Here is a 22,704-nt window from a genome sequence, read left to right on the forward strand (position 1 = left end):
ACGAGTTGGTAATGCTTCAGTGGTTGATGACGCAGAGGCGTCTTATTTTATTCGGGGTGCGGCGGTAAACGCGTCGACCGGTTCGTCGATGCGTGGGTTCTTTCGCACTTCGGTTCTCATTCGTTTTCATTACGGGAGAGGTCAGATGCGAAGAGAGTCTAGGCGGGCATTTACGCTCGTCGAACTGTTGGTGGTGATCGCGATCATCGGCATCTTAGTCGGGTTGCTGTTGCCGGCGGTCCAGGCGGCGCGAGAAGCGGCTCGCCGGATGAGTTGCAGCAACAATTTCAAACAGATCGGATTGGCGTTTCACAACTACCATTCGACGTACAAAAACCTGCCGCGAAACCGTGGGGGCACCTATCGCCGCGGCAACAACATTCAAGCCAGGACGCCGGTGCCCCTGGGGGCACCTTACGGTGGCAATAATTTTTTCAACTTGAGCGCCCTCGTCGGCATCTTGCCGTTCGTCGAGCAGCAGGCCTTGTGGGATCAAATCAGCAATCCGTTTGCCGTCAAAGAACCCGCTTCTGCCCAGGGGCTTTACTTCAGCGCGATGGGGCCACAGGTCGCGATGAATTTGGCCCAACACGGTCAATTTCAATACGACCCCTGGCTGACGAACATCCCGTCCTATCGCTGTCCCAGTGATCCCGGGATCGGTTTGCCGGCACAGGGCCGGACCAACTACGGGGTCGCCCTGGGAGATTCGATTCAGTTTCAAAACAATGGCGGTCGCAACCAGACCGGCGTGATCGCACGAACGCGAATGACTCGGATGCGGTCGACAACGCGCGGGATGTTTGTGCCTCGCGAAGAGACTCGGTTTCGAGACGTGTTGGACGGGCTGTCCAACACGATCATGGGGGGAGAACTCAATACGGACCTGGGTGACAACAACATCACCACCCGTGTCGCCGAACGTTCCGGAATCTTGAACAACCCCAGTTTGTGTGCCGATCAAATCGACCCGGATCGACCGAAGTTTTGGGCGCCCGGCACAGACTTTGCCAGCAACAATGTCGAAGTGCAGCGAGGCTTCAAATGGATGAACGGGATGGCGGTCAACGTCGGCATCACGTCGATTCTGCCGCCGAACCGCGAGATTTGCAGCAACGGGAATAACACGTTCACGATCGGGATCTATGGACCGAGTAGCCGTCACCAGGGAGGGGCCCACATCCTGATGGGCGACGGCGCCGTGATCTTCATCACCGATTCGATTGAATCGGGAGACACGACGGCGGGGAATGTGAAGTGGAACGGCACCGGCGTTCAAACGCCCGGCATGCCCAGTCCCTACGGGTTATGGGGGGCACTCGGGACCCGGGCCGGCGGCGAAACGATCGAGGAGCAGCTGAACCAGTAGCTGCAAGTCGGTTGATGTTGCGGTGGTTCAGAATTCAAGCGAAATCTTCCGCGATGGAGGACCGACTCACAGCCGACATCGGGCGACGCCACACGCGTGACATCAGCCGATTCACGCAAGCGTTCGGGCCTCCAGCGTCGATGGAGGCCCGCGTCGATGGAAGCCCCGCGTCGATGGAAGTCCAGCGTCGATGGAAGTCCAGCGTCGATGGAAGTCCAGCGTCGATGGAAGTCCAGCGTCGATGGAAGTCCAGCGTCCATGAAGCCCGTAGGCTGGCGCCAAACGGCTGATCCCAAGAGGGTTTCGCGGAATCGAAAACGCCAAAATCCTACGAACGAAAACGCGAACGAATCGAACGATTTTTGCGAAACACAGGCTCCGCCTCGCGATGCACACCGGCGCGTGGCGGAGCCACAGAGACAGCAGCGTTTCAAGGCGGAGCGTGGGAACGAGGGTGATTGAATAACAATCTGCCGATTGTCGGTTACACTAACACGGCAAACCGATCCGAAATCACCCACCTGCCACGGATTCCCTCCGCCGATGCCCTCGACCCGCAACGTTTTTGCCTCCCTGATCGTTTTCCTTTTTGCAACGATTGCCCTGCCCGACGACAGGGGACAGGCCAAATCTCCCAACGTCGTTTTCTTTTTGGTGGATGATTTGGGGTTCATGGATGTCGGCGTCAACAATCCGGACACGTTCTACGAAACCCCCAACATCGACCGGCTGGCTGAACGGAGCACGAATTTCACCAACGGCTACGCGGCCAACCCGGTGTGTTCACCGACACGCTACAGCATCCTGACCGGGCGGTACCCGACGCGCGTCGACGCCACCAATTTTTTTTCCGGGAAACGCCCCGGCCGATTTTTGCCCGCCGAGCTCATTGATCACATGCCGCTGAGCGAGGTGACGATGGCCGAAGCGTTCAAGCAGCATGGCTACCGCACCATGTTTGCCGGAAAATGGCATCTGGGGCCGAGCGAAGAGTTTTGGCCGACCAAGCAAGGGTTTGATTTGAATTTCGGCGGATTCAGCCGGGGCGGACCGTATGGCGGCAAACGCTATTTCTCCCCCTACGGTAATCCGCGACTGACCAACGGACCCGATGGCGAGCACTTGCCGATCCGTTTGGCAAATGAAACCGCCGACTTCATCGCCGACAACCCGTCCGATCCGTTTTTCGCCTACCTCGCGTTCTACAGCGTTCACACGCCGTTGCTGGCCCCCAAACCGCTGATCGAGAAGTACGAACAGAAGGCCAAGGAATTGGGGCTGGATACCCAAGAGGCTTTTGCCGATGAAGAGCAGGTCTGGCCCAACGCAAAACAACCGCGTCGCGTTCGAACACTGCAAGCCCACGCCACGTACGCCGCGATGGTCGAATCGATGGACCGCGCCGTCGGAATCGTCATCGATCGGTTGGAAGCCCTGGACCTGATGGACGACACGATCATTTGCTTGACCAGCGACAACGGTGGATTGTCCACCTCCGAAGGTTCGCCGACCAGCAATTTGCCGCTGCGAGGTGGCAAGGGCTGGGTGTACGAAGGCGGCATTCGCGAAGCATTCATGATCCACGCGCCGATGATCCAGGATGCCCCCGATTCGTGCGACGTTCCCGTCGTCAGCACCGATTTCTATCCGACCTTGCTGGAGCTGGCCGGTCTGCCCTTGTTGCCCGATCAACACCTTGACGGGTTTTCTTTGGTGCCGCTGCTGAAGGGGAAGACCGAACTGGATCGCGATGCGATTTACTGGCACTACCCGCACTACAGCAATCAAGGCGGGTTTCCGGGTGGGGCGATCCGAATCGGTGACTGGAAATTGGTGGAACGCTACGAGGACGGCGCCGTTCATCTGTACAATTTGGCCGATGACATCGGCGAACGAGACGATTTGGCCGACCAGCATGCCGAACGAGTCGCGAAGATGCGTGCGATGCTCCATTCCTGGTATCAAGACGTGGACGCCAAATTCCTGCGTCCCAAAGAGAACGGACCGATGCCTTGGCATCCCTAACGTGCAGTCAATGTCGGCTGCATCGGGTAGCGGAACTCGCCAAGAGTTTCGGTCCGTCCCCTTGTATCCTGCCGCCTTCCCCATTCCAACGGAAAACCGTCATGCCGATCCGAACCCTGCTCGCCGCTTTCTTGATCGCAACTCTCGTTTCGATTCAATCGATCCATGCCGTCGAATCACAATTCGGCATCGCGCCGCAAAACAGCCAACTGGTCGTCGACGAGACGTTTGACGAACCGTTGGACAAGAAGTGGCATGTCAACACCGGAACTTGGAAGGTGGTCGATGGGGTGCTGCAGGCAAGCGAAGTGGCGGCGGACAATCACGCTGCGGCGGCACGGCGCACGGTCCAGACCGACAATGCGGTGTACCAGTTGCGTTTCAAAATCTCCGACGGCACCAAGGCCTTTCATTTCGGATTCGATCCGGCCAAAGGCGAACTGGATAAAAAGGGACATCTGTTTTCGGTCATCGTCACGCCGACGGGTTGGCGGATCATGAAACACGTCGACAAGAACCGTCGCCAGGAAGACCCCAACGAAGTCCTGGCGTCCTCGGACGTGGCTGTGCAGACCGGAAAGTGGCACGAGTTGCGCGTGACCACGTGGCAGAACTACGTCACCGCGACGATCGATCAAACCGAGCTCAAAGCCTCGCACCCGACCTTCGGCGTCAAGAAGCCGACGCTCGTCTTTCGATGCGCTGGTGAAGGCGTCGAAATCGATGACGTCAAGGTCTGGAGTCAACGTCGCTAGTGCCGCGTGGGGAGCCGAAAGCCCTGGCGGCCTGTTAGTTTATTCCGATCACACGTTGGATCAGCTGTTTCGCGCGAGCGTACAGGCCTCCAACACCACCAAAACGCACTGGCGCCCGTAGGCTCGCGCCAAACGGCTGATTAAATCAACAAGCCCGTGGCGGCTTTCGTCAATCTTTGATAACCGATGCTTGGATCCCGATGACTCGACTTTTTGCAGGTACACCGTTTGATATCCCTCCGCAGTGCGAGGACTGTGGAAAGCCAGAAACCGAATGTGTTTGCACGCCGGAAGAAAAGGCACAAGCCGAAGCGAAACGCCAACGCGAAGCCGATCGATTGCCGCCGGAGAAACAGACCGCGCGGATCAGCGTTCAGAAACGCAAGGGCGGCCGCAAGGCAACGGTTGTGGAAGGGCTGACGGCCAAAGCGAATGATCTGCCCGAGCTGCTGACCAAACTGCAAGCCGCGTGCGGCAGCGGCGGAACGGTCAAGCCGAAACAGGATTTGATCGAGATCCAGGGTGACCACGCCGCCACCGTCGGCAGCACGCTCACGGGACTGGGATTCAAAGTGAAACCGACGCGGTAAGATCCGCGCCCGGTCGACGGCCCGGAAGGGCCATCGTACAAGTGGGGGCGTCCAGGTGGATGACTCAGCCGGCTCCTTCGGCGGGCGGGAGTATTTTCACGGGTTGGGTTTCGCCGAGATCGTAGACTTCTAAATCAAACGCGGAATCGGGTTCGTCGATCTGGTCGACCGCTTCGTCCGTCATTTCAACACGCAGCGTGACCACGCCGATTTTGACCTCGCTGCCCGGCAGCAAGACGGCCTTGTCGACCCGCCGTTCGTCGACGTACACGCCGTTTTTGGATCCCAGATCGCGGACCACAAGCGATCCGTAGGGATCCAGTAGGAACTGACAGTGCTTGCGGCTGATCGAACCGTCGCTAATGGTGATTTCCGCCGTCGGGCAGCGGCCGACGGTCACCGGAGGAATGAGGACCCATTGTTGTCGGTCGATCCCGCTGGAGGTGTCGACCCAAACGAACTTGTAATTCATCGTCAGCGTCCCAAGAAAGAGAAGATAAGAAGGACCCGCCTGAATGTTCTTAATAGCAAATTTACACCATGGCAGGCCCGGCGTCGAATCGAGCGGCCTCAGAAACACTCTGCCGGAAACACCCTGCTCTCCGGCAAGCGAATTCGCCGATCGTTGCGAACCAGCTTGCCCCTAGATCGACACCGGTTTCGAAGTAGATTGGTCGTTCTTCCTGCCCAGCGTGCATGGTCACCATCACGCACCTCCCTTCCCCTCCGCGATTCCCCACTGCGATGAACTTCAAAACGCTCTACCTGCGATCTGCAAAACGGACTCCATTCTCGGTACCTGTTTGGTGTGCGCTATCGCTAGTGCTGCTGACGAGCACCCCGCTGATGGCAGATCGACCGGTCACGGTGATCTTTGATACGGACATCAGCGGAGACGTGGACGACGTGCTGGCCCTTGCGATGTTGCACACGCTGGCTGATCGAGGCGAATGCACGGTCGCCGCGGTGACGGTTTCGAAAATCAACCCGCTGACCGCGCCCTTCGTCGATGCGGTCAACACGTTTTATGGACGCGGCGACTTGCCGGTCGGTGTGACGCGGGATGCCCAGCGCCGCGACAGCAAGTATTTGAAACTGGTCGAGGAAAAGCAGCAGGGGCAGTACCGCTATCCCCATGATTTGATCACCGCTGACGATGCACCGGATGCAGTCACGGTGCTGCGTCAAACGCTGGCACAGTCAGCCGACCACTCCGTCGTGTTGGTGCAGGTGGGATTGGCTGCGAACCTTGCCGATTTGATCGAGTCGCCGGCCGATGCGATCAGCCCCCTGTCGGGCGTCGAACTGGTGCGTCGCAAGGTGCGTTTGGTGTCGGTGATGGCCGGCGCCTTTCGACCGGTCAAGGGCAACACGCATTTCCTGGAAGCAAACGTCCGCAACGGAATCGGTTCGATGCAGCGGTTTGCCGACCAGTGGCCCGCCGACGTGCCGGTCGTCTGGAGTGACTTCTTGATCGGTATCGCTGCACCGTACCCGCGTGAAAGTATCGCGCGGGACTTTCGCTATCGAGAGCACCACATCGTTCCCGAGGCGTATCTGTTGCACAGTGGTCCCGATCATGATCGGCCGACCTGGGACCTGACCAGCGTTTTGTATGCGGTGCGTCCCGATGACGGCTACTTCGGATTGTCGAAGCGCGGCACCGTCTCGGTCGACGACGACGGGTTCACCCGCTTCACGCCCGACCCACAAGGCCGTGATCGCTACTTGACCATGAACGCCATCCAAACGGCACGCGTCGTCGAAGTCCAACGCGCACTGGTGAGTCAACCGCCACGAGGCGAATCGGGCGGCGGCAAGTAGCATGCAAGAAGGTTGGCGGTCCCGCGGTTCACTGCACGACGTCCTATCCAGGTCGTCGCGGCGAGTCGTTCACGGCGACGCCCCGAAAGGGAAGCTGTACCCTGAGTAATGGTGCCCTAGGCGGAAGATTCCCTTGGGTATCGACCGTTTTCAATTGGCCCACGGATGGCAGCGCGAACCCACGGATGTCATACAGTCACGGATGGAATGCGGTCAGGGATCCGTGGGTTCACGCTGCTATCGTTGGGCTTACTACGTTGCGGTGCGCGGAATTCCGCTGAGTCGGATTGATGGATGGGCTGGCAGGCAGAACGATGTCATTCGAACAGGCGATTGGGATCAATCGCGATCTGGCAGTGGGCGGTCGCCAGCGGCAGGTTTAGTGGGGCGTCGAGACCTGGGCGATCACTGCCGGCGGCGGTGACACGTTGGATGGTCTTGTCCGCTGGGTCGATGATCAGATAGTGCGGGATGTTGTTTTCACGGCACAGGGTGCGTTTTGCTGTCAAGTCGCGACCGCGAGTCGAATCCGAGAGCACTTCGACGACCAGATCGGGGGACCGCTGCAGATGGTTTTCCGGCTGGCCGCGGCAAACCACCATCAGATCGGGGCGGATCACGGTGTCATCCCCGATGATCCAGTCCAAATTGGTGTACACCTCGCACGGGCATCGGTGCTGTTGGATCTGAGTTTGAATTTGAAATGACAGCCGGGAGATGACGCGCTCGTGGGGGCCGAAGGGCGACGGCCCCGTCGAAATCGCGACGCCGTCGATCAATTCCCAGTCGCCTTCCCATCGGGCGTAGTCTTCCAGCGTGTAGTGGGGGAGGTAGCGTGGCGCGGGACTCATCGGGACTTGCGGTGCGGGTCGGTTGTCGAGCGACGGGGGACTCGACTTCAGTGTCGCAGTCGCTTGCGGGCCGAGAAATCGAAACCGAGATGACAGGTTCGAAGCCTCTCCCACGGGCGACAGCCCAATGCCCCCTACCCGATGAGCCGACGGCGCTAGCCGCGGGCCTTGGATTGCCCTTCGAGACTTGTCAGGCCCGAGGCTAGCGCCTGCGGCTCAGTTTGTGATCGAAAGTAGGTGGCCTTGGGCGACAGGCCGGAAGCCTCTTCCACCGGTGACGAGCCCCGCGGGTTCCCAGGTAGCGTGTTTTGGCGGTTCGGTGGTACGGTATGCGGATCGAATCCGTTTTTGCGATGCAGGTCTTCGAATGAATCTGACTGACACTTTGCTTTCCGGGCCCGTGCTGCTAGCCAGTTCTGTCGACGAGGCACCGATCGAACCGGCATCGGCCGGTGTGATGTTGCTGTTTGCGGCCGTCATGTGCGCGACGTACGTGGGGGTTGCGATTGAGCGTTTTCACAAAACGGTCGCGGCGCTGTGTGGGGCGGCGGTGCTGGTGACGCTGGGGTTGGCGTTGCACCTGTTCGAGTACCCCAAGCTGTACGAGTTCCTGAAGGAAGACCTGAATATTTTTGGGGTGATCATCGGCACCGGCATCCTGGTCGATGTCGTCGGCAAGAGCGGGCTGTTTCATTTTCTGTCGATGTGGATCGTCCGCTTCACGGGCGGGTCGGCATCCAAGCTGTTCATGACGTTGTGCATCGTCACGTTTTTGTTCGTCGCGGTGCTGACGATCGTTCCGGCGATGTTGATCCTGTCATCGCTGGTGTTGGTGATTTGCCGGTCGCTGAATTACAAGCCGATGCCGTTGTTGCTGAGTGTCGCGATCTGCGCCAACAGCGGTGCGATCGCCACGTTCGCCAGCGGGTTGCCGAACATCATGATCGGGACGGCGGCCGAGATCCCCTATGTCCAGTTCCTGCAGGTCAGTCTGCCTTACGCGATCGTTTCGCTGGTGATCGCCGTCCTCGCGCTGCGATTCTTTTTTCGAAACGACTTGCCATGGAAGCAGACGCCCGAGCAACAGGAAGCGTTGCGGGCACAGATCGAAACGTTTGATCCCTGGGCGATGGTCGAGGACAAGCGTGTGCTGCTTCGCAGCGGAACGATTCTGTCGCTGACCGTGATCGGGTTTGTGTTTGCCCAACAGTTGGGCGTGGGGATGGACTTCATCGCGATGGTGGGTGCCACGGCGGCTTTGTTGTTTGCCGGCAAGGGCGTCGAGGACGCGATCGGGAAAGTGAACTGGACGGTGATTCTGTTTTTCATGGGTTTGTTTGTCATCATCGGGTGTGTCAAGCAAACCGGCGCGCTGGCCTGGGTGGCCGAGCAAGTGATCGAATTGTCGGGCAACGAATTGACGTTGTTGGTTCCGTTGTTGGGTGTGTTTTCGGCAGTGGCCAGCAGCATCGTCGACAACATTCCGGTCGCCGCGACGTTGATCCCGATCGTCAAAGACATCGCGGCCGACGGAACGGTCCCGATCGAACCGCTTTGGTGGACGCTGATCATCTGCTGCAATCTGGGCGGCAACGGGACACCGATCGGATCGATTTCGTGCGTGATCGCGATCTATGCACTCAAGAAAGAAGCCGGCGTCCACGTCGGCTGGGGGACGTTCTTAAAGCTCGGCGGTTTGATCATGCTCGTGCAAGTCGCCGGCGCGATTGTGTACGTCTTGATTCACCACAACAGTGGTTGGACGCCTTCGCTGTGATGGGTTTCAGTTGTTGCTGAATCCGTAGCCGACGGTGGTTTCGCGGCCGAGCGGGTTGCTGGTGAAGGCTTCGAAGCAATGTTCGCAAAGGTCATACTGGTCGGGGCCGTCGTCGATGTCTCGTCCGCACACGACGTCATCGATTTCGTCCAGGTCGTCCTGCAGCGACACACCCAGTTCGGCATTGAGCTCGCGCTGCAATTGGTCATGCAGTTCGGCGAGTTGGTCCAGATCTTCGGAGTGGTCACTTCTCGGCTCAGCGGCGCTGGCCATACGAACATCGATCTCGACGACAAACCTTGGTTCCGTTTCCGGATCGATCGTGCGTTTGCAGCGATCACAGGTGTAGTGGATCATGGGCGATTCTGACTCACGTAATGTTCGAAAAAAGCGGTCACTCTTTTACAAGCGTAGTCCACGAATCAAAAGTGCCACGACTTTTGTTCTGCCGCTGCACTCTATGGTAATGGCAGCGAATGGTCGGTCGCAAGCTTTTTGCGGCAACCCGCTAGCGGAGATCCGTAGCTGGTGGATCACCACTGCTAGCGTTTACTTTGGGGATTTGATTTCGCCCCAAACGAACTTCGATCAACATGCCGGGAAGGAAATCCCGCGGCAATTGTTCGACATCGCGGTCGTCCAAGACCTTGGTTTGGTATCCACGGGCTTTGGCTTCGGATAACAGACGCGTGATCGCGGGGGCATGTCCGTATGCCAAAAGACAGCGTCCCCCGGGGTTGAGACGTTGTGGCAGGCCATCCAGCAGCGAATCCATCAGGGCGAAATCGGGGTCGTAGAAGGCGTGATCGGCTGGTGCAGCGACCTTACCGTCCTCCCATGGCGGATTCGACAGTATTAAATCGAACGTTTCGTCAGGCTTGATCACGGCAAACGCCCCGGGATCCGATGGGGCGACCTGTCGCACTTCGAACCGAGCGTCGTCGTGATGCATCGCGACGTTGTATCGCGCGTTGGCGACCGCGGCCGGATTGATGTCCGTGGCAACCACCTTTTGGGCTCCGTTGGACAGACTTAGCAGCGACAGCAGCCCCGTTCCGGTGCCGATTTCCAACACGCTGCGCCCGGCGGCGATCTGGTCTTTGACGATCAATTCTCGCAGCGAGGTGGTGTCATCTGGTTCCCAGAAAACACTTTCGAATTGGACCAGCGGTTGGCCGTCGATCGCATCGAATTCCGGGAGCACGACGAATTGTTCGACGTCATAGGAATAGTCCAGGTCAGTGCGATCGGGTGACGGGCATCCGGCACTGCCGACCAGCACGCACAGCAACGCGGCGCACGCCGCGATGGATCGGGCGTTGCCGGTTCGAAGCGGCGGCGGAAAGACGACATCGTTCATCAAACCAGTTCCCTCTCCAGTGCGGCTTCGATCGCCGCTTGGTATTCCTGTTCGGTCAAGTCTAGAATGTCACGCATCTCGGCCATCACCTTGATTTGTGCCTGGTCCATTTTACCTTCTGCGGTCGCGGCCAAGAACATCGCTTGCAGCGCTTCGCCCTTTTGGTCTTCGCTCCAGCGTCGGGAAACGGTCAAGACATAGTTTGCCGCGCGGATCTTGTTTTGCTGTGCGATCGAGCACAGTTCGCCGAGTTCTTCTCGATCGATCATCCGGCCGAGCAGCTGATAGGCGATCTGTTGCAGCACTTTGATTTCGGTGCTGCTGATCTGGTCGTCTGCCAGGACGACCAGGACGGCGCTGCGAAGCGCTTCGGTTTGGAACTGTTCGATTTGAACCTGTTCGTGTTCGCGTTGGTCCATCTGCAACACGGTGGGGTCCCATTTTTCACGGCAGCCGCGGCAATCGACGAACCATTCGGCCGCCCCGATCGGGACGACCGGGATAAAGTACAGCGTGAGAAAGGGGCGTCGCGATCGCAGTCGGTACTCTTGAGCGCAGCGACACGTGGGGCAATAGAACTGCCCAGTTTCACGGGTCCGAGTTAGATTCATCGTTCCGATGAGGATCATGAAACGCTCTTGGGAAAACCTTGGTTGGAAAGCCGTTGCGGCACCGATTTCGAGTTCTTGTCCGATTTTGTCGATTTCGAAAGGGGCTCCGCCGATAACGATAGTGTAGGAACATCCAATCTCTCCAGCGCCACCGAGCCATTCCGATGCGGATCGAAACTCAGCGTTTTGGCAACATTACGGTCGATCAAGACCAGCTCCTTCTTTTTCCCGCCGGACTGATCGGGATGGAGACACTGCGTGATTGGGCGCTGCTGCCCGACTCGGAGAACCCTGCCGTCGCGTGGTTGCAATCGGCGTCTCGCGGTGACCGCGCGCTCCCGCTGATCAGCCCACGGGCGTTTTTTCCCGATTATCGCGTGCAAGTTTCGCGACGGGAACTGGCCGGTTTGCACATGCGCCCGGGGACTCAACTGTATGTCTTGACGACGGTGTCGGGACACAGCGGGAAGTTGACGACGAATCTGCGCTCGCCGATTCTGTTGAACTTGAGTCGCCGATTGGGATGCCAGGTGATCACCGACAACGACCATCCGCTGCAACAAAGCGTCACGTCGTTGAAATCGGATGAGGTGATGATGCCGTTGACCGGCCCGCTGCCTTCGGTCGCCGCGGCGACCTCGTCTAGCTTGGTCGGCCAGATCAACCGCGCCGCGTGATTCCCGTCGGGGCGGGGTGACGCCCGTCGCATTGGGAATTTCGTTCTAAACCGGCGTGCGCGATGAATCGGCATGACCGGTATCTGCCGACTTCCTGAGAAGGAGATCAAATGCCGGCGCCGCTGCGCCGATGAACAGGTTGTCAGGAGGCATGCCCACCGTGAGGCGAGGCTGTCTGCTGATCTTGAATCACCCTTCTCAGTCCATGGAAATCATTCTCTCGCCGCGAATCCAACGCAGCGGAGGGCGGTGCCGACTCGGGTGATTTAACCGTGATCTAACCTCCTTCTGTTTCCTTTAGAATTCAATGATGTCGAGGCCAATATGCTGGTCCTATCCCGACACCGCGACGAAAGCATCATGATTGGCGACGATGTCGTTGTCACGATTGTCGATATCCGCGGCGATAAAGTCCGCTTGGGTATCGAAGCCCCACAGTCGATCCCGGTTCACCGACAAGAAGTCTATGACGCGATCCAACGTGAAAACCGACGGTCGTCACAGACAAGTGCCGCCGCGACCAAAGACGTTAAACCGCCGCGCGATTAACCGTGTCGAACGGATCCGACGTGGCCGCTGCGCGATTCGGGCGACGCTCCACCGCTGATACACGCTGGCAAGGTTGGCTGTAACGCGGCCGGCAGGGACGCGATGACGCGGCGGCACGCTACTGATCGATGGTCGGATTGTCGTCCAGGTCACCTTCGGTGATGATCGTGAACCCTTTCTCGATCAACGTTTCCATCGCCATTTCGATGTTTTCCACCATGATCGCCACGGCCGGCTTGCCGAGCGGGCGAACGATCAGCGGATACGTTTGAATAATATTCAGCTCGGCCTGCAGCAACGCGGTACAGACGCGGAGCAGCGGTTGAGGGCCTTCGGGCAGTTGCACTCCGATCAAATCCGTTTCGATCAGTGCCAAACCGCTTCGTTCCAGGATTTCGCGTCCGCGATCGGCATCGTTGACCAAGAAACGGACGAACGCGCATTCGGCGGCATCGTTGATCGACAGGGCACAAATACGGATCCCGGTCCCTTCGAACCTGCGGACCACTTCCAGCAGTTGACCGACACGATTCTCCAAGAAGATCGTGAATTGGCGGAGCGCCGGGTAATTGCGGCCCCGCATCGTGTCGAACTTGGTTGCCGCACCACTTCCGTCGTCAGATTCCATCACAGCCTCGTCGTGAATGCAGCGCTACGTTTGTGTTGCAATCGACGTAGTGTACGCTGTTCGCCTCGGGATGGTCAATTCGACGATCCGCCCGTCATGGGGGGCTCCGGTGGGAAAGGCAATGCACCGTTCCCGCCGCCGAATCGAAACGCGTGATCCGCTTGTTGACGCGTTGGGAGTGTCGCCGTGTTCTCCGAACTCGGCGCAGGCGAAAAAGCGAAGCTTTGCGCCGCGCCGACCTCGGAGAGGACGGCGACTGTCCAGCCCAATCGAAAAAGAATGCCACGTGAGAGCACTACCGCCGGACACGGACCAGCTTCATCAGCCGGCCCGAAATATTCCAGTCCTGAACGTACAGATTCCCCTCCCGGTCCCAGAAGGAACCGTGCGTGCCGCTGAAGACACCTTCGACCCATTCCCGCTGGGGGACATTGAAGCTTCGTCCCTTGGCCGGGTCGGGGTTATTGCCCAACACGGCGATGATGGTGTTGGTCTTGTTCAGAATCACCAACCGTCCGTGCAGGTCCGGCACGGAAACGTAGTCGCCCTGGATTGCGACGGACGTCGGCATCCCCAATCCGGTGATCACTTCTTCGATGAAGTTGCCCTCCAGGTCATAGTGCAACAACCGTCCCTTGGGTTGGTGATTGCGGTCACAGATCAGTAAGCGGTTGGGCTGGTAGCGGGTGTCCAGTGTCATCCCATGCGCGGTGTTGAATTCCTTCAGCCCGTTGCCCTTGGTGCCGAAGTGCCGCAAGTACTTTCCGGTTTTGTCAAAGACAAAGATGTTGTTGCTGGCGTAACCGTCTGACAAATAAATGTCGCCGCTGGCCGCCACGGTGATTGCGGTCGGGCTGAACTTCTTCAGATCGAGTCCGGACTCTTCCGGGAAAGGCAGTTTCAAAACGATGTCGCCGCCGCGGACGCGGAATTTGATACCTTCAGCGTCCTTGTTCCGGGCTCCGTAAATGTACTCCTCGCCGTCTTCCTCGCGGATCTCCATGTCGTGGATGTTCGCATACTCCGGGCCGAGGTAGGTGTGGATCACCGCGCCCTCGGGCGAGAACACGAACACGCCCGCTTGGGCGCTGGTGTAGATGTTCCCTTGGCTGTCCACGACCACGCCACCATGTGTCGGCCCGAGCGGTGAATTCCCGTCCGCCCGAAGTCCCCAGCCGGGAACGGTGTCAAACGTCATGTCGCCGCACCCCATCCGAACGGGATCGACGGACCAGGCAGATGTCGCGGCGACAAACGCGACCGAAAACGTCACCAGGAAAAAGATGCGGTTCATCAAGGTTCGGTGTCCCTGCCGTCGGGGGCGGCGAAGAGGAGGGGGGAACTGAAAGAGGGGGGATGAGCTAGAGATTGTAACTCGGCGGCGGCACGCAGTGTCTGCCTGATCCAGAGAGGGGCTGCCCGGTAGAGAGAGTGTCTGCCCGATACAGAGGTTGACCGGATCGGGTATAAGATGCACGCCGCGCCGAGCCGCGATCCGATGACGATGGACTTTCCGCCCCCAGGCCGCCAGGATGCCCCACGACTCTCTGCTTCGATACTCGCATGAATTCCGCGTCGCCTACCATCAAACCGATGGCCAGCGGCGCGTCCACCACTCCAATTACCTGAACTTTTTCGAAGAAGCACGGGTCGAAATGCTCCGCGCCGGCGGGGTGCGTTACAAGGACCTCGAAGACTCCGGGCGGCTGTTGGTCGTCACCGAAATGAACGTCCAGTACCATGCGGCGGCGGAGTTTGACGACTACCTGCGGCTGGACGTCGCGGTGACCGAGATTCGGAAGGTGCGTTTGCGCCATCACTATCAGGTCTTCCGCGACCAAACGCTGATCACGTCGGCCGATTCGACGATCGCCTGTGTCGATGCCGAGGGCCGCCCCAAGAAGCTGCCGCCCAAGTTTCTGGAACTCGCCTCGCAATTGGGGCAGTGAGCGATTTTCGAGGGGGTATCGTGTACTTCTACAGGCCGGCGCGTTAGCGAGGGGCCAGGCGATGCCCCTCGCTTACGCGTCGGGCTGGGAAAACTGGGGGTAAAGTCCGGGGGGGACTGGCCCGTCCTGTCTTAATTGGCGCAGAACCGTCGATTTGTCTGGAAAAAGGTGACCGGATTCCTACAATTACCTGTCCCTTCCCATCACCGCGGTCGGGTGTGCCGCCGGTCGGGTGCGTAATAGCGCCTGCCGGTGAATCCCGATTCCGGTCCCGCCTACAACTAGCCGCTGGTTTTTCCGTGTTCGATCACAAGATCGCAATACGTCCCTACGACGTCCTGCCCCGCCACAGTCGCACGACCTGTTGGTTGACGATGATGCGCCCCGCGTCGCTGTCGGCTTGCCTGATCGGGTTTCTCTGGATCGTCGCCGCCAGTCCTCCGCTGAAGGCGGAGCCACCTGTCGATGGAAACGCGACTGCCGATGAAAAGACAACGACACCGGAGTCGGCGGCGTCCGAGGCGCTGACCGAGTGGCAATCGACCGGCTTGCCATTGATGCAAGCCTACTGCGTGGATTGTCACAACGAAGACGTCCAAGAAGGCGGCTTGGATCTGAGCCCGTTTGAGACGCTCAGCGACCTGACCACGGCGGAAGTCAAACGGGTGCTTGAGATGGTCCGCTTCGGGGCGATGCCGCCGGAAGATTACGACACGCCGGAGATCGAAGAACGCAAATTGTTGGTCTCGTCGCTAGAGGCCACGATGTACTCCTCGACTTGCGATCTGACACCGCGGGCGGGAAAGGTCACTGTTCGGCGGCTGAATCGCAGCGAGTACAACAACACCATCCGCGATTTGTTCGGGATGGATCTGCGACCGGCCGATCGGTTTCCTTCCGATGAAGTCGGCGCGGGGTTTGACAACAACGGCGATGTGCTTTCGCTCAGTCCGATGCTGATCGAAAAGTTCATCGAAGCGGCGGAACACGTCTCGCAGAACGTGATCGTCGATCCGGACGACCTTCCCGTGCTGCGTCTAGAAGTTCCCGGCGACCAGATTCCGATTTATGGCGAGCCCAAAATCGGCAGTTTCAGCGGACGTTTTGTCGACGGCGATAGTTTTGCCTGGATCGATCTGGAGGCCCCGTTCGATGGCGATTACCGCATCGACGTGCGTGGCGGAGCGACCTCGAAAGAACGCGGTCGCGTGAACGTTGCGATCTGTGACGCCAGCGGAACATTGCTGGCCACCGACGGATTGGACTATTTCGGCGGGGGAGGCAGCGCCGACTCGATGAACGAAACCATCGAGCTGTCCAAAGGGAAGCATCGATTGATCTTTGTTCCAGTCTTGGATGATCGAGAGTTGAAGGTGGGGGAGACGAAGTTTGAATCCGTCACGAACATGGATCCGGAACGCGTCAAATCGATTCTCGCAAAACGCGGCAAGCCGGTCTCGGTAGAGCGCGGGATCGACTCCGACGAGTTTCCGTTCATGTTCCGTTCCTTCAAGGTGAATGGCCCGGGAAAGCATCCGAGCGAGGCCTATCCGCCCAAACAATTCGAAGTGGTTCGCCACATCGCGCCGAAGAAACGGAATCGTTATTACGACGTGGAGAAAGTGGCGCTGAAGAATTTGACGCCACTGATGCATACCGTCTTTCGTGGTCCGGTGACCGACGACGAGGTTCGGCCTTATGCGCAATTGGTTGAGCAATCGGTCAAGGACGGTGCATCGTATCATCGGGCGACTCAAATCGCACTGTCGGCAATCTTGGTCAGTCCGCGTTTCCTGTTTCGTGTCGAGACGCCGCCGGCCGACAGTCAACCGAATGCGTTCGGCGACGTGCCGCTTTCCCAGCACCAGCTCGCGACCCGGTTGTCGTACTTTCTGTGGAGCAGCACGCCGGATCAAACCTTGTTGGAACAGGCCGATCGCGACCAATTGGACGTGGATCGATTGAAAGGCCACGTCGAACGCATGCTTGCCGACCAAAAGGCCGATGCGATGGCATCGGATTTTGCCGCCCAGTGGTTGGGTCTGCGAAACCTGACCGAACACGAGGCCGACGGCAAACGGTTTCCGACGTTTGATGATCCTCTGAAATCGGCGATGGTGCGCGAGACCGAAGCGTTGTTCTTGCACATCTTGCGACACAACCTGCCGGTCGGCGAGTTTCTGACGGCCGACTACACGTTCGTCGATCCGTCGCTGGCGCGACACTACGGGTTGACCGTCGATGAATCGAAAGCGCGTGATCAGCCCTATCAGAAAGTCTCGTTGTCAGGCACGCCCCGTCGCGGATTGCTCTCTCATGCCAGCGTCTTGACGCTGACCAGCACGCCGAATCGCACCAGCCCTGTGCTGCGTGGGAAGTGGATCCTGGAAAACATCTTGGGGACCAAGGCGCCGGATCCGCCGGCGGGCGTCCCCGAGTTGGAGGACGGGGAAACGGCCGGCGACAACGCGACACTTCGCGAGCAGCTCGAATTGCACCGTCAAAGTCCGTCCTGTGCGTCCTGCCATCGTGTGATGGATCAATTGGGGTTCGGCTTGGATGACTTTGACGCGATCGGCCAATTCCGCACCGAAGAGGGCGGCAAACCGATCGACGCCAGCGGCGCGTTGCCTGACGGGCGGTCCTTCAATGGGGGCGCCGAACTGAGCGGCATGTTGGCCGAGACCGAGATCGAAGGGCTGGCGCGAACGTTGACCGAACGATTGTTGACCTTTGCCATCGGTCGTGAACTCACGCCAGACGACCGTTGCACGATCGACGAAATCATCGAACACACGCGTGGCAATCAATTTCGATTGGCCGACCTGGTCACCGAAGTCGTCCTCAGCCGCCAATTCCGATTCCAAACTTACGACGCCGACGCGACCAACCGGTAGCGAATCAATAGGGAGAGTAACGAACGATGAGCAAGAGACCTGAAATGATTGAACGCAAGATGTTGGATCGCCGGACTGTCTTACGGGGATCGGCAGCAATGTTGGGGCTGCCGTTGCTGGAGGCGATGACGCCGATGGCGAAAAGCGCGTTTGCGTCAGCCGAAGCGATCCAGCGCCCGGTACGCATGGCATGCATCTTTGTCCCCAACGGCGTGATCATGCCGCAGTGGAAACCGATCGTCGGCCCATCCGGGCAGCCGACCGACTGGGAATGCAGCGAGACGCTTCAGCCGCTGGCGCCGCTGAAGCACAAGTTGAACGTGATCTCCAATCTGACGCACGACAACGGACGCGGCTACAAAGATGGAGCTGGCGACCACGCCCGATGTGGCGCGACGTTCTTGACCGCGGCGCGTCCGCTGAAAACCAGCGGCAACATTCGCTTGGGCATTTCCGTTGACCAGGTCGCCGCGTCTCAGCTGGCCGGGCAGACACGCTTGTCATCGATCGAACTCGGTATCGAAGGCAGTCGGAACGCCGGCAGTTGTGATTCCGGTTACAGCTGTGCCTACAGCAGCAACATCTCCTGGCGCAACGAGACGCAACCGATGCCCAAGGAGACGGTGCCACGGTTGGCATTCGAACGCATGTTCGGAAGCGGCGACTTGGCCGAACGACGGGAATCGAATCGAATTCGCAAGAGCGTGCTGGATGTCGTTCGCGGGGACGCACAACGGCTGATGAAGCAACTCGGCCGAACCGACCAGCGAAAGATGGACGAGTATTTTTCCGGGGTGCGGGAAATCGAGCAGCGGATCGAACGGAGCGAACAAGAAGATGCCGCGGCGCTGCCCGACATCGAGGTCCCCTTCGGCCGCGTCGAAGCGTTCCGCGAACACGCGCGGCTGATGTTTGATCTGATGGTCCTCGCGTTCCAAACCGATACGACGCGGGTTGCGACCATGATGCTGGACAATGCCGGCGGCAACCGTCGCTACACCGAAATCGGCGTCAGTGATGGGCACCACGGAATGAGCCACCACCGCGACAAGCCCGAACTGGTCGGGAATCTGCGCAAGATCGATCGCTACCTGGTCGAACAGTACGCCTATTTCCTGGAGAAGCTCGACGCGACGGAGGACGCCGGCGGGTCGTTGTTGGACCAGTCGATGGTGCTCTACGGCAGCGGCATCAGCGACGGCAATCGCCACCGTCACGAAGATTTGCCGATCGTACTGGCCGGCGGCGCCTCGGGGCAGATCGAAACCGGTCGCTACCTCGATGCCGGCAAAGAATGCCCGATGGCGAACCTGTTCCTGACCATGCTGGATCTGATGGGGACGCCCGCCGAATCGATCGGCGACAGCAGCGGGCGTTTGACGATCTAGGTTTGTCCCAAAACCCGACAAGGGTCGTATGTGGTAGCGGAATTCGCCAAGAATTTCGGCGTTTCCCGTGTGGACCGCTGCTGAGCTCAGGGGGGCCGCCGCAGTAAGATTTGAGGGCTGTGAACTCAAATTTGAATAATTCTTTGAATCGGGTCGACCACACAACCAGGGGGATGTTCTCTTTTCCATCCGTACTGGTTCGGCCGTGCCATGATTCGATCGACGCTGTTTGTGCTGTGCTGTTTGGCTGGTGGTCTGCCGATGCGGGCTGGAGGAGAAGAGCCGGCGCCGGCGGTGCCCACGTTCGGTGCATTCGAGCTTCAGGGCGCGTCGGAACCGCGGGGAGCCGCCGGCCTGGTCCCGGTCACGCCGGAACCACTCGACGGACCAGACGTCGGTCTCGAGGAGCCAGCGGAAAACGCTGCCGGAGTCGCTGACGAGCCGACCGGAACCGAGGAACCGCTGGGAAGCGGGCTGGGGTTTGATCTGCCTTCGTTGGAGGAGTTTTCTGAGCAACCGCTGCTGGTTCCGGTCGAGGCGCCGGCGACGCTGGCAACGTTGGACACGATCGACGAAGTGGCTCCCGTTGCAATCGAAGGCGGGATCCCGGCGATTTCCCGAATCACCCCGGCTGCGGTCACGCGGATCGCGGCCCCGACGATCTGGTCGTCCGGTGCAAGGAACCTGGACGAACTGTTCGATATCCTGGTGCCGAACTACCAGCACGTGCACCAGGTCGCCACCGGTCCCAAGATGGGCATGCGTGGGATCATCAGTGACCGCGACGACAAGATCCTGTTGAAGGTCAATGGCCGCATCATGAACAACCGCGGGGAGTCGGGGGCGTATCATGAGCGGGACCTGCCGCTGATGGGCGATCTGTACATCGCGGACTTTCTGCGCGGGCCTGGCGGGGCGACCGATGGTCCGGGAGCGATCGCCGGCGTGATCAACTTGCAAACGCACACGGGGTTAACGTTCCAGGGCTTTGACGCGACGGTGCGTCAGGGATTCATGGATGAGTTCACCGCGACGGAATTCCGCTACGGTCGGAAATTCAATGAAGATTCCGGCGTGTTTCTGTACTACGGTTTCGCGACCCAAGACGGGGCCGACCAATCCGACGCGCCGTTGGTGTTCGGCCGCAGCTTTACCGCCAGGGACAACATCCCGGTCACGGCGGGCGAACCGGTCACGTTCGACGTCCAAGATGACGGCCGCGGGTATCGATCCAAGCCCAAGCACAAACTTCACGCGCAACTGACCGAAGGCAATCTGAATGCTTGGGTTCGCTACACGCGCGGCGGCCAACAAATCGATCCCGACCGGCGCGACGTCGCTTTGCAACCGGCCGGCGACGCCCTTCCCGGTGACAGCTTTGACGACTTGCTGACGTCTCAAGCCGGATACCAGCAGCTGACGTTTGCGGGCAAGTATCTGCTGGAGTGCACGGAAACGTTTGATGTGGAATGGATGGCCAGTTGGGACCTGTTTGATTTCGAGCGATTCACGCCGCGCGACGGCATCATCACCAACCGCGAAGACGAGTTCTACACGCGTTTGCTGGCCCGATGGACACCAAATGAACGCCACACGTTGGCCTTCGGTACCGCGTTTTCTTACGAGTGGTTCGGGCTGAACAGCCCCGGTTTTCCGGGATTGCCGGCAAATGTCGAAGGGGTGCCGCCGAGCATCGAGGGGCCCTGGGAAACCGACACGTTTTCTTTGATGGGAGAATACGTGTTGCGATTCAACGAACGTTGGACCGCCTTCGCCGGACTGCGTAGCGACAAGCACTCGTACAGCGACTGGCTGCTTTCACCGCGGACCGCGTTGGTGTTCGCGCCCAACGAGCGGGACACGTACAAGTCGATCTGGACGGTGGCCAATCGACGCGCCACCGACGGCGACCTGAGGCGACAGTTCGTCGAAACGGGGACGTTCAGTGAGGCCGAAGAAAACGAAAGTGTCGAATTCCGCTACGAGCGACAACCTTGCGATCACTTGTTCTTTGCGGCCAGCGGGTTTTATCAGTACTACACCGCGATCGGATTCGATCCGACGCCCACGGTCCGGCGACAGACGGTCTTGGGGAAGTTCAAGATCGCCGGATTGGAATTGGAATCAGCCTATCGGACCAAACATTACCAGTGGTCCGTCTCACATGCCTACACGCAACTGGTCGATGGGTTTCTTCCCGACATCACGCGGAATCAGGGCATCACGGCCGAGCCGTACGGATTCGGCAGCGACTTGGTGAGCTGGTCGCCGCAACAAACCAAGTTGTATGCCAACCGGCAGTGGAATTCGCTGTGGAGCACCAGCGGATCGTTGCGTGCGTACTGGGGATTTCCCGGTGACGAAGACCTGGCCAATTACAACGCCAGTCTGGCCGACCCCAACGGGTTTTTGCCCTACATCGATCCGGGATACAAGAAGGCGTTTCGCGGCAGCTATTTCCTGGACTTCGGCATCCAACGCGACCTCTGTTGCGGTCAGGGGCGGCTGCGATTGGACTTCTACAATGTGCTCGGCTGGATCGACAAAGATCTGAATAAACGCAATGTGCTCCGTCGCGCGTATTATCGCAGCGAAGCGGCGGCGATCGCGTTGACGTATCAGAAGAAGTTTTAGCGGGTGATCTGTCACGCCACGATCCGAGAATTCTTGCCCGTCCGGTTCGCAATGACTAAGTTGAATAAACAGGGGATCGGCTTTCGCGCAGATACTCGGCTTCTGACCCGCGGGGCAGAGATTCTCATGGATCGGCGGATGCCACAGAAAAGGTCCGCGAGGCCGCCCATGCGCCGGATACTTTCATCGCTTTGCTTGGTTCTGTGCTTCACCGCGCTGACACCTTCACCCACCGTTGACGCCCAGCAAGCGGTCCGGAATCTCGAATTCGACATGAAAGCCGGCTACTTCGTTTACTTTGGCGGGTTGATCAAATGGCCGGATCGGCCGTTCCCCGGAGCGGCGAACGCCTTTGTGATCGGTGTGCTCGGGGACAATCCGTTCGGACCCTCGCTGCGGCCAAGTGGGAACGGATTCGCGGTCCATTCGAGCCTGATCGGAAAGCCCGTGTCGACAATTCAAAACAAGCCGATCAAGGTGGTCCATTACAAATCGGTGGCCGAGTTCGAAAAAAACTACAGTCCATGCCATATACTTTTCATCTCGCGATCCTCCGAAGCCGGCGTCTCGAGGGAGACGGTCCAGGATCGAGCCAACTCGGCCATCCAGAAAACCAAAGGTCAGTCGGTACTGCTGGTCGGCGAGGCGGATGGCAAATCAGAATCAGAGACGCTCGCCAATTCTGGGGTGATGATTTGCTACTGGAACGATCTTCAAGCGTTTCGTTTGAAGATGTTTATCAACAAGACTGTTGCGCAGAATGAACGATTAAACATTAGCAGTCGACTGCTGGGTTTAAAACTTGTCACCGTGCTCTAGG

The 22,704-nt window shown here is 59.1% G+C and carries 21 protein-coding genes; 14 read left to right on the plus strand and 7 right to left on the minus strand.

Going from position 1 to position 22,704, the window contains the following annotated elements:
• Positions 1–145 precede the first annotated feature (145 nt).
• From Mal15_RS22260 to Mal15_RS22280, 5 genes are all read left to right on the plus strand, one after another.
• Positions 146–1,369, plus strand: coding sequence for a DUF1559 domain-containing protein (locus Mal15_RS22260; protein ID WP_147869784.1), 1,224 nt, complete (start codon positions 146–148; stop codon positions 1,367–1,369).
• Between the two features lie 53 nt (positions 1,370–1,422).
• Positions 1,423–1,659, plus strand: a complete 237-nt coding sequence (locus tag Mal15_RS22265) for a hypothetical protein (RefSeq protein ID WP_147869785.1) — start codon at positions 1,423–1,425, stop codon at positions 1,657–1,659.
• Positions 1,660–1,912: 253 nt separating this feature from the next.
• Positions 1,913–3,394 carry a sulfatase gene (locus Mal15_RS22270; RefSeq protein WP_147869786.1) on the plus strand — a complete coding sequence of 494 codons (1,482 nt, stop codon included), beginning with the start codon at positions 1,913–1,915 and terminating at the stop codon, positions 3,392–3,394.
• Between the two features lie 101 nt (positions 3,395–3,495).
• The gene (locus Mal15_RS22275) at positions 3,496–4,149 is read left to right on the plus strand and encodes a hypothetical protein (protein ID WP_147869787.1); all 654 of its coding nucleotides are present in this window, start codon (positions 3,496–3,498) and stop codon (positions 4,147–4,149) included.
• 200 nt (positions 4,150–4,349) lie between these two features.
• On the plus strand, positions 4,350–4,739 hold the full coding sequence (locus Mal15_RS22280; RefSeq protein WP_147869788.1) for a translation initiation factor: 390 nt from the start codon (positions 4,350–4,352) through the stop codon (positions 4,737–4,739).
• Between the two features lie 64 nt (positions 4,740–4,803).
• Here Mal15_RS22280 and Mal15_RS22285 read toward each other — a convergent pair whose 3' ends face one another.
• Entirely contained in the window at positions 4,804–5,211 is a 408-nt protein-coding gene (locus Mal15_RS22285) for an FHA domain-containing protein (RefSeq protein WP_147869789.1), read from the minus strand.
• 374 nt (positions 5,212–5,585) lie between these two features.
• On the opposite strand from Mal15_RS22285, the gene Mal15_RS22290 reads away from it, so the two are divergent.
• Complete coding sequence (locus Mal15_RS22290) at positions 5,586–6,563, plus strand: nucleoside hydrolase (RefSeq protein WP_147869790.1); 978 nt, start codon at positions 5,586–5,588, stop codon at positions 6,561–6,563.
• A gap of 317 nt (positions 6,564–6,880) precedes the next feature.
• Here the strand turns inward: Mal15_RS22290 and Mal15_RS22295 are convergent, their stop codons facing one another.
• Positions 6,881–7,414, minus strand: a complete 534-nt coding sequence (locus tag Mal15_RS22295) for a Uma2 family endonuclease (protein ID WP_147869791.1) — start codon at positions 7,412–7,414, stop codon at positions 6,881–6,883.
• A gap of 367 nt (positions 7,415–7,781) precedes the next feature.
• On the opposite strand from Mal15_RS22295, the gene Mal15_RS22300 reads away from it, so the two are divergent.
• Entirely contained in the window at positions 7,782–9,191 is a 1,410-nt protein-coding gene (locus Mal15_RS22300; RefSeq protein ID WP_233902960.1) for an ArsB/NhaD family transporter, read from the plus strand.
• A gap of 6 nt (positions 9,192–9,197) precedes the next feature.
• On the opposite strand, the gene Mal15_RS22305 is transcribed toward Mal15_RS22300, so the two are convergent.
• The 3 genes from Mal15_RS22305 to Mal15_RS22315 form a co-directional block, all read right to left on the minus strand.
• Complete coding sequence (locus Mal15_RS22305) at positions 9,198–9,548, minus strand: hypothetical protein (RefSeq protein WP_147869792.1); 351 nt, start codon at positions 9,546–9,548, stop codon at positions 9,198–9,200.
• 151 nt (positions 9,549–9,699) lie between these two features.
• Positions 9,700–10,551 (minus strand): 50S ribosomal protein L11 methyltransferase, encoded by an 852-nt coding sequence (locus Mal15_RS22310; protein WP_147869793.1) that lies wholly within the window; start codon positions 10,549–10,551, stop codon positions 9,700–9,702.
• Complete coding sequence (locus tag Mal15_RS22315) at positions 10,551–11,162, minus strand: TerB family tellurite resistance protein (protein ID WP_233902961.1); 612 nt, start codon at positions 11,160–11,162, stop codon at positions 10,551–10,553. The genes Mal15_RS22310 and Mal15_RS22315 overlap by 1 nt, the downstream gene beginning before the upstream one ends.
• A 164-nt stretch (positions 11,163–11,326) precedes the next feature.
• Here Mal15_RS22315 and fliW point away from each other — a divergent pair, with 164 nt between their 5' ends.
• Together fliW and csrA are read left to right on the plus strand one after the other, a co-directional pair.
• Entirely contained in the window at positions 11,327–11,839 is a 513-nt protein-coding gene (gene fliW, locus Mal15_RS22320; protein WP_147869795.1) for a flagellar assembly protein FliW, read from the plus strand.
• A gap of 324 nt (positions 11,840–12,163) precedes the next feature.
• The gene (gene csrA / locus Mal15_RS22325; RefSeq protein ID WP_095739475.1) at positions 12,164–12,388 is read left to right on the plus strand and encodes a carbon storage regulator CsrA; all 225 of its coding nucleotides are present in this window, start codon (positions 12,164–12,166) and stop codon (positions 12,386–12,388) included.
• A gap of 118 nt (positions 12,389–12,506) precedes the next feature.
• Here csrA and Mal15_RS22330 read toward each other — a convergent pair whose 3' ends face one another.
• On the minus strand, positions 12,507–13,016 hold the full coding sequence (locus Mal15_RS22330) for an acetolactate synthase (protein ID WP_095739476.1): 510 nt from the start codon (positions 13,014–13,016) through the stop codon (positions 12,507–12,509).
• 295 nt (positions 13,017–13,311) lie between these two features.
• Complete coding sequence (locus tag Mal15_RS22335; RefSeq protein ID WP_199773712.1) at positions 13,312–14,310, minus strand: 6-bladed beta-propeller; 999 nt, start codon at positions 14,308–14,310, stop codon at positions 13,312–13,314.
• A gap of 238 nt (positions 14,311–14,548) precedes the next feature.
• Here Mal15_RS22335 and Mal15_RS22340 point away from each other — a divergent pair, with 238 nt between their 5' ends.
• From Mal15_RS22340 to Mal15_RS22360, 5 genes are all read left to right on the plus strand, one after another.
• Positions 14,549–14,965 carry an acyl-CoA thioesterase gene (locus Mal15_RS22340; RefSeq protein ID WP_147869797.1) on the plus strand — a complete coding sequence of 139 codons (417 nt, stop codon included), beginning with the start codon at positions 14,549–14,551 and terminating at the stop codon, positions 14,963–14,965.
• Between the two features lie 374 nt (positions 14,966–15,339).
• On the plus strand, positions 15,340–17,862 hold the full coding sequence (locus Mal15_RS22345) for a DUF1592 domain-containing protein (RefSeq protein WP_147869798.1): 2,523 nt from the start codon (positions 15,340–15,342) through the stop codon (positions 17,860–17,862).
• Between the two features lie 26 nt (positions 17,863–17,888).
• Positions 17,889–19,250, plus strand: a complete 1,362-nt coding sequence (locus Mal15_RS22350) for a DUF1552 domain-containing protein (protein ID WP_147869799.1) — start codon at positions 17,889–17,891, stop codon at positions 19,248–19,250.
• A gap of 210 nt (positions 19,251–19,460) precedes the next feature.
• Entirely contained in the window at positions 19,461–21,884 is a 2,424-nt protein-coding gene (locus tag Mal15_RS22355; protein WP_147869800.1) for a TonB-dependent receptor plug domain-containing protein, read from the plus strand.
• A gap of 168 nt (positions 21,885–22,052) precedes the next feature.
• Positions 22,053–22,703 carry a YfiR family protein gene (locus Mal15_RS22360; protein WP_167546992.1) on the plus strand — a complete coding sequence of 217 codons (651 nt, stop codon included), beginning with the start codon at positions 22,053–22,055 and terminating at the stop codon, positions 22,701–22,703.
• The last annotated feature ends 1 nt before the right edge of the window (position 22,704 follow it).

It is taken from the genome of Stieleria maiorica, assembly GCF_008035925.1.
In the GTDB taxonomy this organism is placed as follows: Bacteria; Planctomycetota; Planctomycetia; order Pirellulales; family Pirellulaceae; genus Stieleria; species Stieleria maiorica.

Bases quoted from the DNA above. Each gene is read 5' to 3' on its own strand.
- Mal15_RS22360 (WP_167546992.1), top strand. From the start codon at position 22,053: ATGCGCCGGATACTTTCATCGCTTTGCTTGGTTCTGTGCTTCACCGCG.
- Mal15_RS22310 (WP_147869793.1), bottom strand. From the start codon at position 10,551: ATGAACGATGTCGTCTTTCCGCCGCCGCTTCGAACCGGCAACGCCCGA.
- Mal15_RS22285 (WP_147869789.1), bottom strand. From the start codon at position 5,211: ATGAATTACAAGTTCGTTTGGGTCGACACCTCCAGCGGGATCGACCGA.
- Mal15_RS22305 (WP_147869792.1), bottom strand. From the start codon at position 9,548: ATGATCCACTACACCTGTGATCGCTGCAAACGCACGATCGATCCGGAA.
- Mal15_RS22295 (WP_147869791.1), bottom strand. From the start codon at position 7,414: ATGAGTCCCGCGCCACGCTACCTCCCCCACTACACGCTGGAAGACTAC.
- Mal15_RS22350 (WP_147869799.1), top strand. From the start codon at position 17,889: ATGAGCAAGAGACCTGAAATGATTGAACGCAAGATGTTGGATCGCCGG.
- Mal15_RS22355 (WP_147869800.1), top strand. From the start codon at position 19,461: ATGATTCGATCGACGCTGTTTGTGCTGTGCTGTTTGGCTGGTGGTCTG.
- Mal15_RS22330 (WP_095739476.1), bottom strand. From the start codon at position 13,016: ATGGAATCTGACGACGGAAGTGGTGCGGCAACCAAGTTCGACACGATG.
- fliW (WP_147869795.1), top strand. From the start codon at position 11,327: ATGCGGATCGAAACTCAGCGTTTTGGCAACATTACGGTCGATCAAGAC.
- Mal15_RS22290 (WP_147869790.1), top strand. From the start codon at position 5,586: ATGGCAGATCGACCGGTCACGGTGATCTTTGATACGGACATCAGCGGA.
- Mal15_RS22345 (WP_147869798.1), top strand. From the start codon at position 15,340: ATGATGCGCCCCGCGTCGCTGTCGGCTTGCCTGATCGGGTTTCTCTGG.
- Mal15_RS22270 (WP_147869786.1), top strand. From the start codon at position 1,913: ATGCCCTCGACCCGCAACGTTTTTGCCTCCCTGATCGTTTTCCTTTTT.
- Mal15_RS22335 (WP_199773712.1), bottom strand. From the start codon at position 14,310: ATGAACCGCATCTTTTTCCTGGTGACGTTTTCGGTCGCGTTTGTCGCC.
- Mal15_RS22275 (WP_147869787.1), top strand. From the start codon at position 3,496: ATGCCGATCCGAACCCTGCTCGCCGCTTTCTTGATCGCAACTCTCGTT.
- Mal15_RS22315 (WP_233902961.1), bottom strand. From the start codon at position 11,162: ATGAATCTAACTCGGACCCGTGAAACTGGGCAGTTCTATTGCCCCACG.
- Mal15_RS22300 (WP_233902960.1), top strand. From the start codon at position 7,782: ATGAATCTGACTGACACTTTGCTTTCCGGGCCCGTGCTGCTAGCCAGT.
- csrA (WP_095739475.1), top strand. From the start codon at position 12,164: ATGCTGGTCCTATCCCGACACCGCGACGAAAGCATCATGATTGGCGAC.
- Mal15_RS22280 (WP_147869788.1), top strand. From the start codon at position 4,350: ATGACTCGACTTTTTGCAGGTACACCGTTTGATATCCCTCCGCAGTGC.
- Mal15_RS22340 (WP_147869797.1), top strand. From the start codon at position 14,549: ATGCCCCACGACTCTCTGCTTCGATACTCGCATGAATTCCGCGTCGCC.
- Mal15_RS22260 (WP_147869784.1), top strand. From the start codon at position 146: ATGCGAAGAGAGTCTAGGCGGGCATTTACGCTCGTCGAACTGTTGGTG.
- Mal15_RS22265 (WP_147869785.1), top strand. From the start codon at position 1,423: ATGGAGGACCGACTCACAGCCGACATCGGGCGACGCCACACGCGTGAC.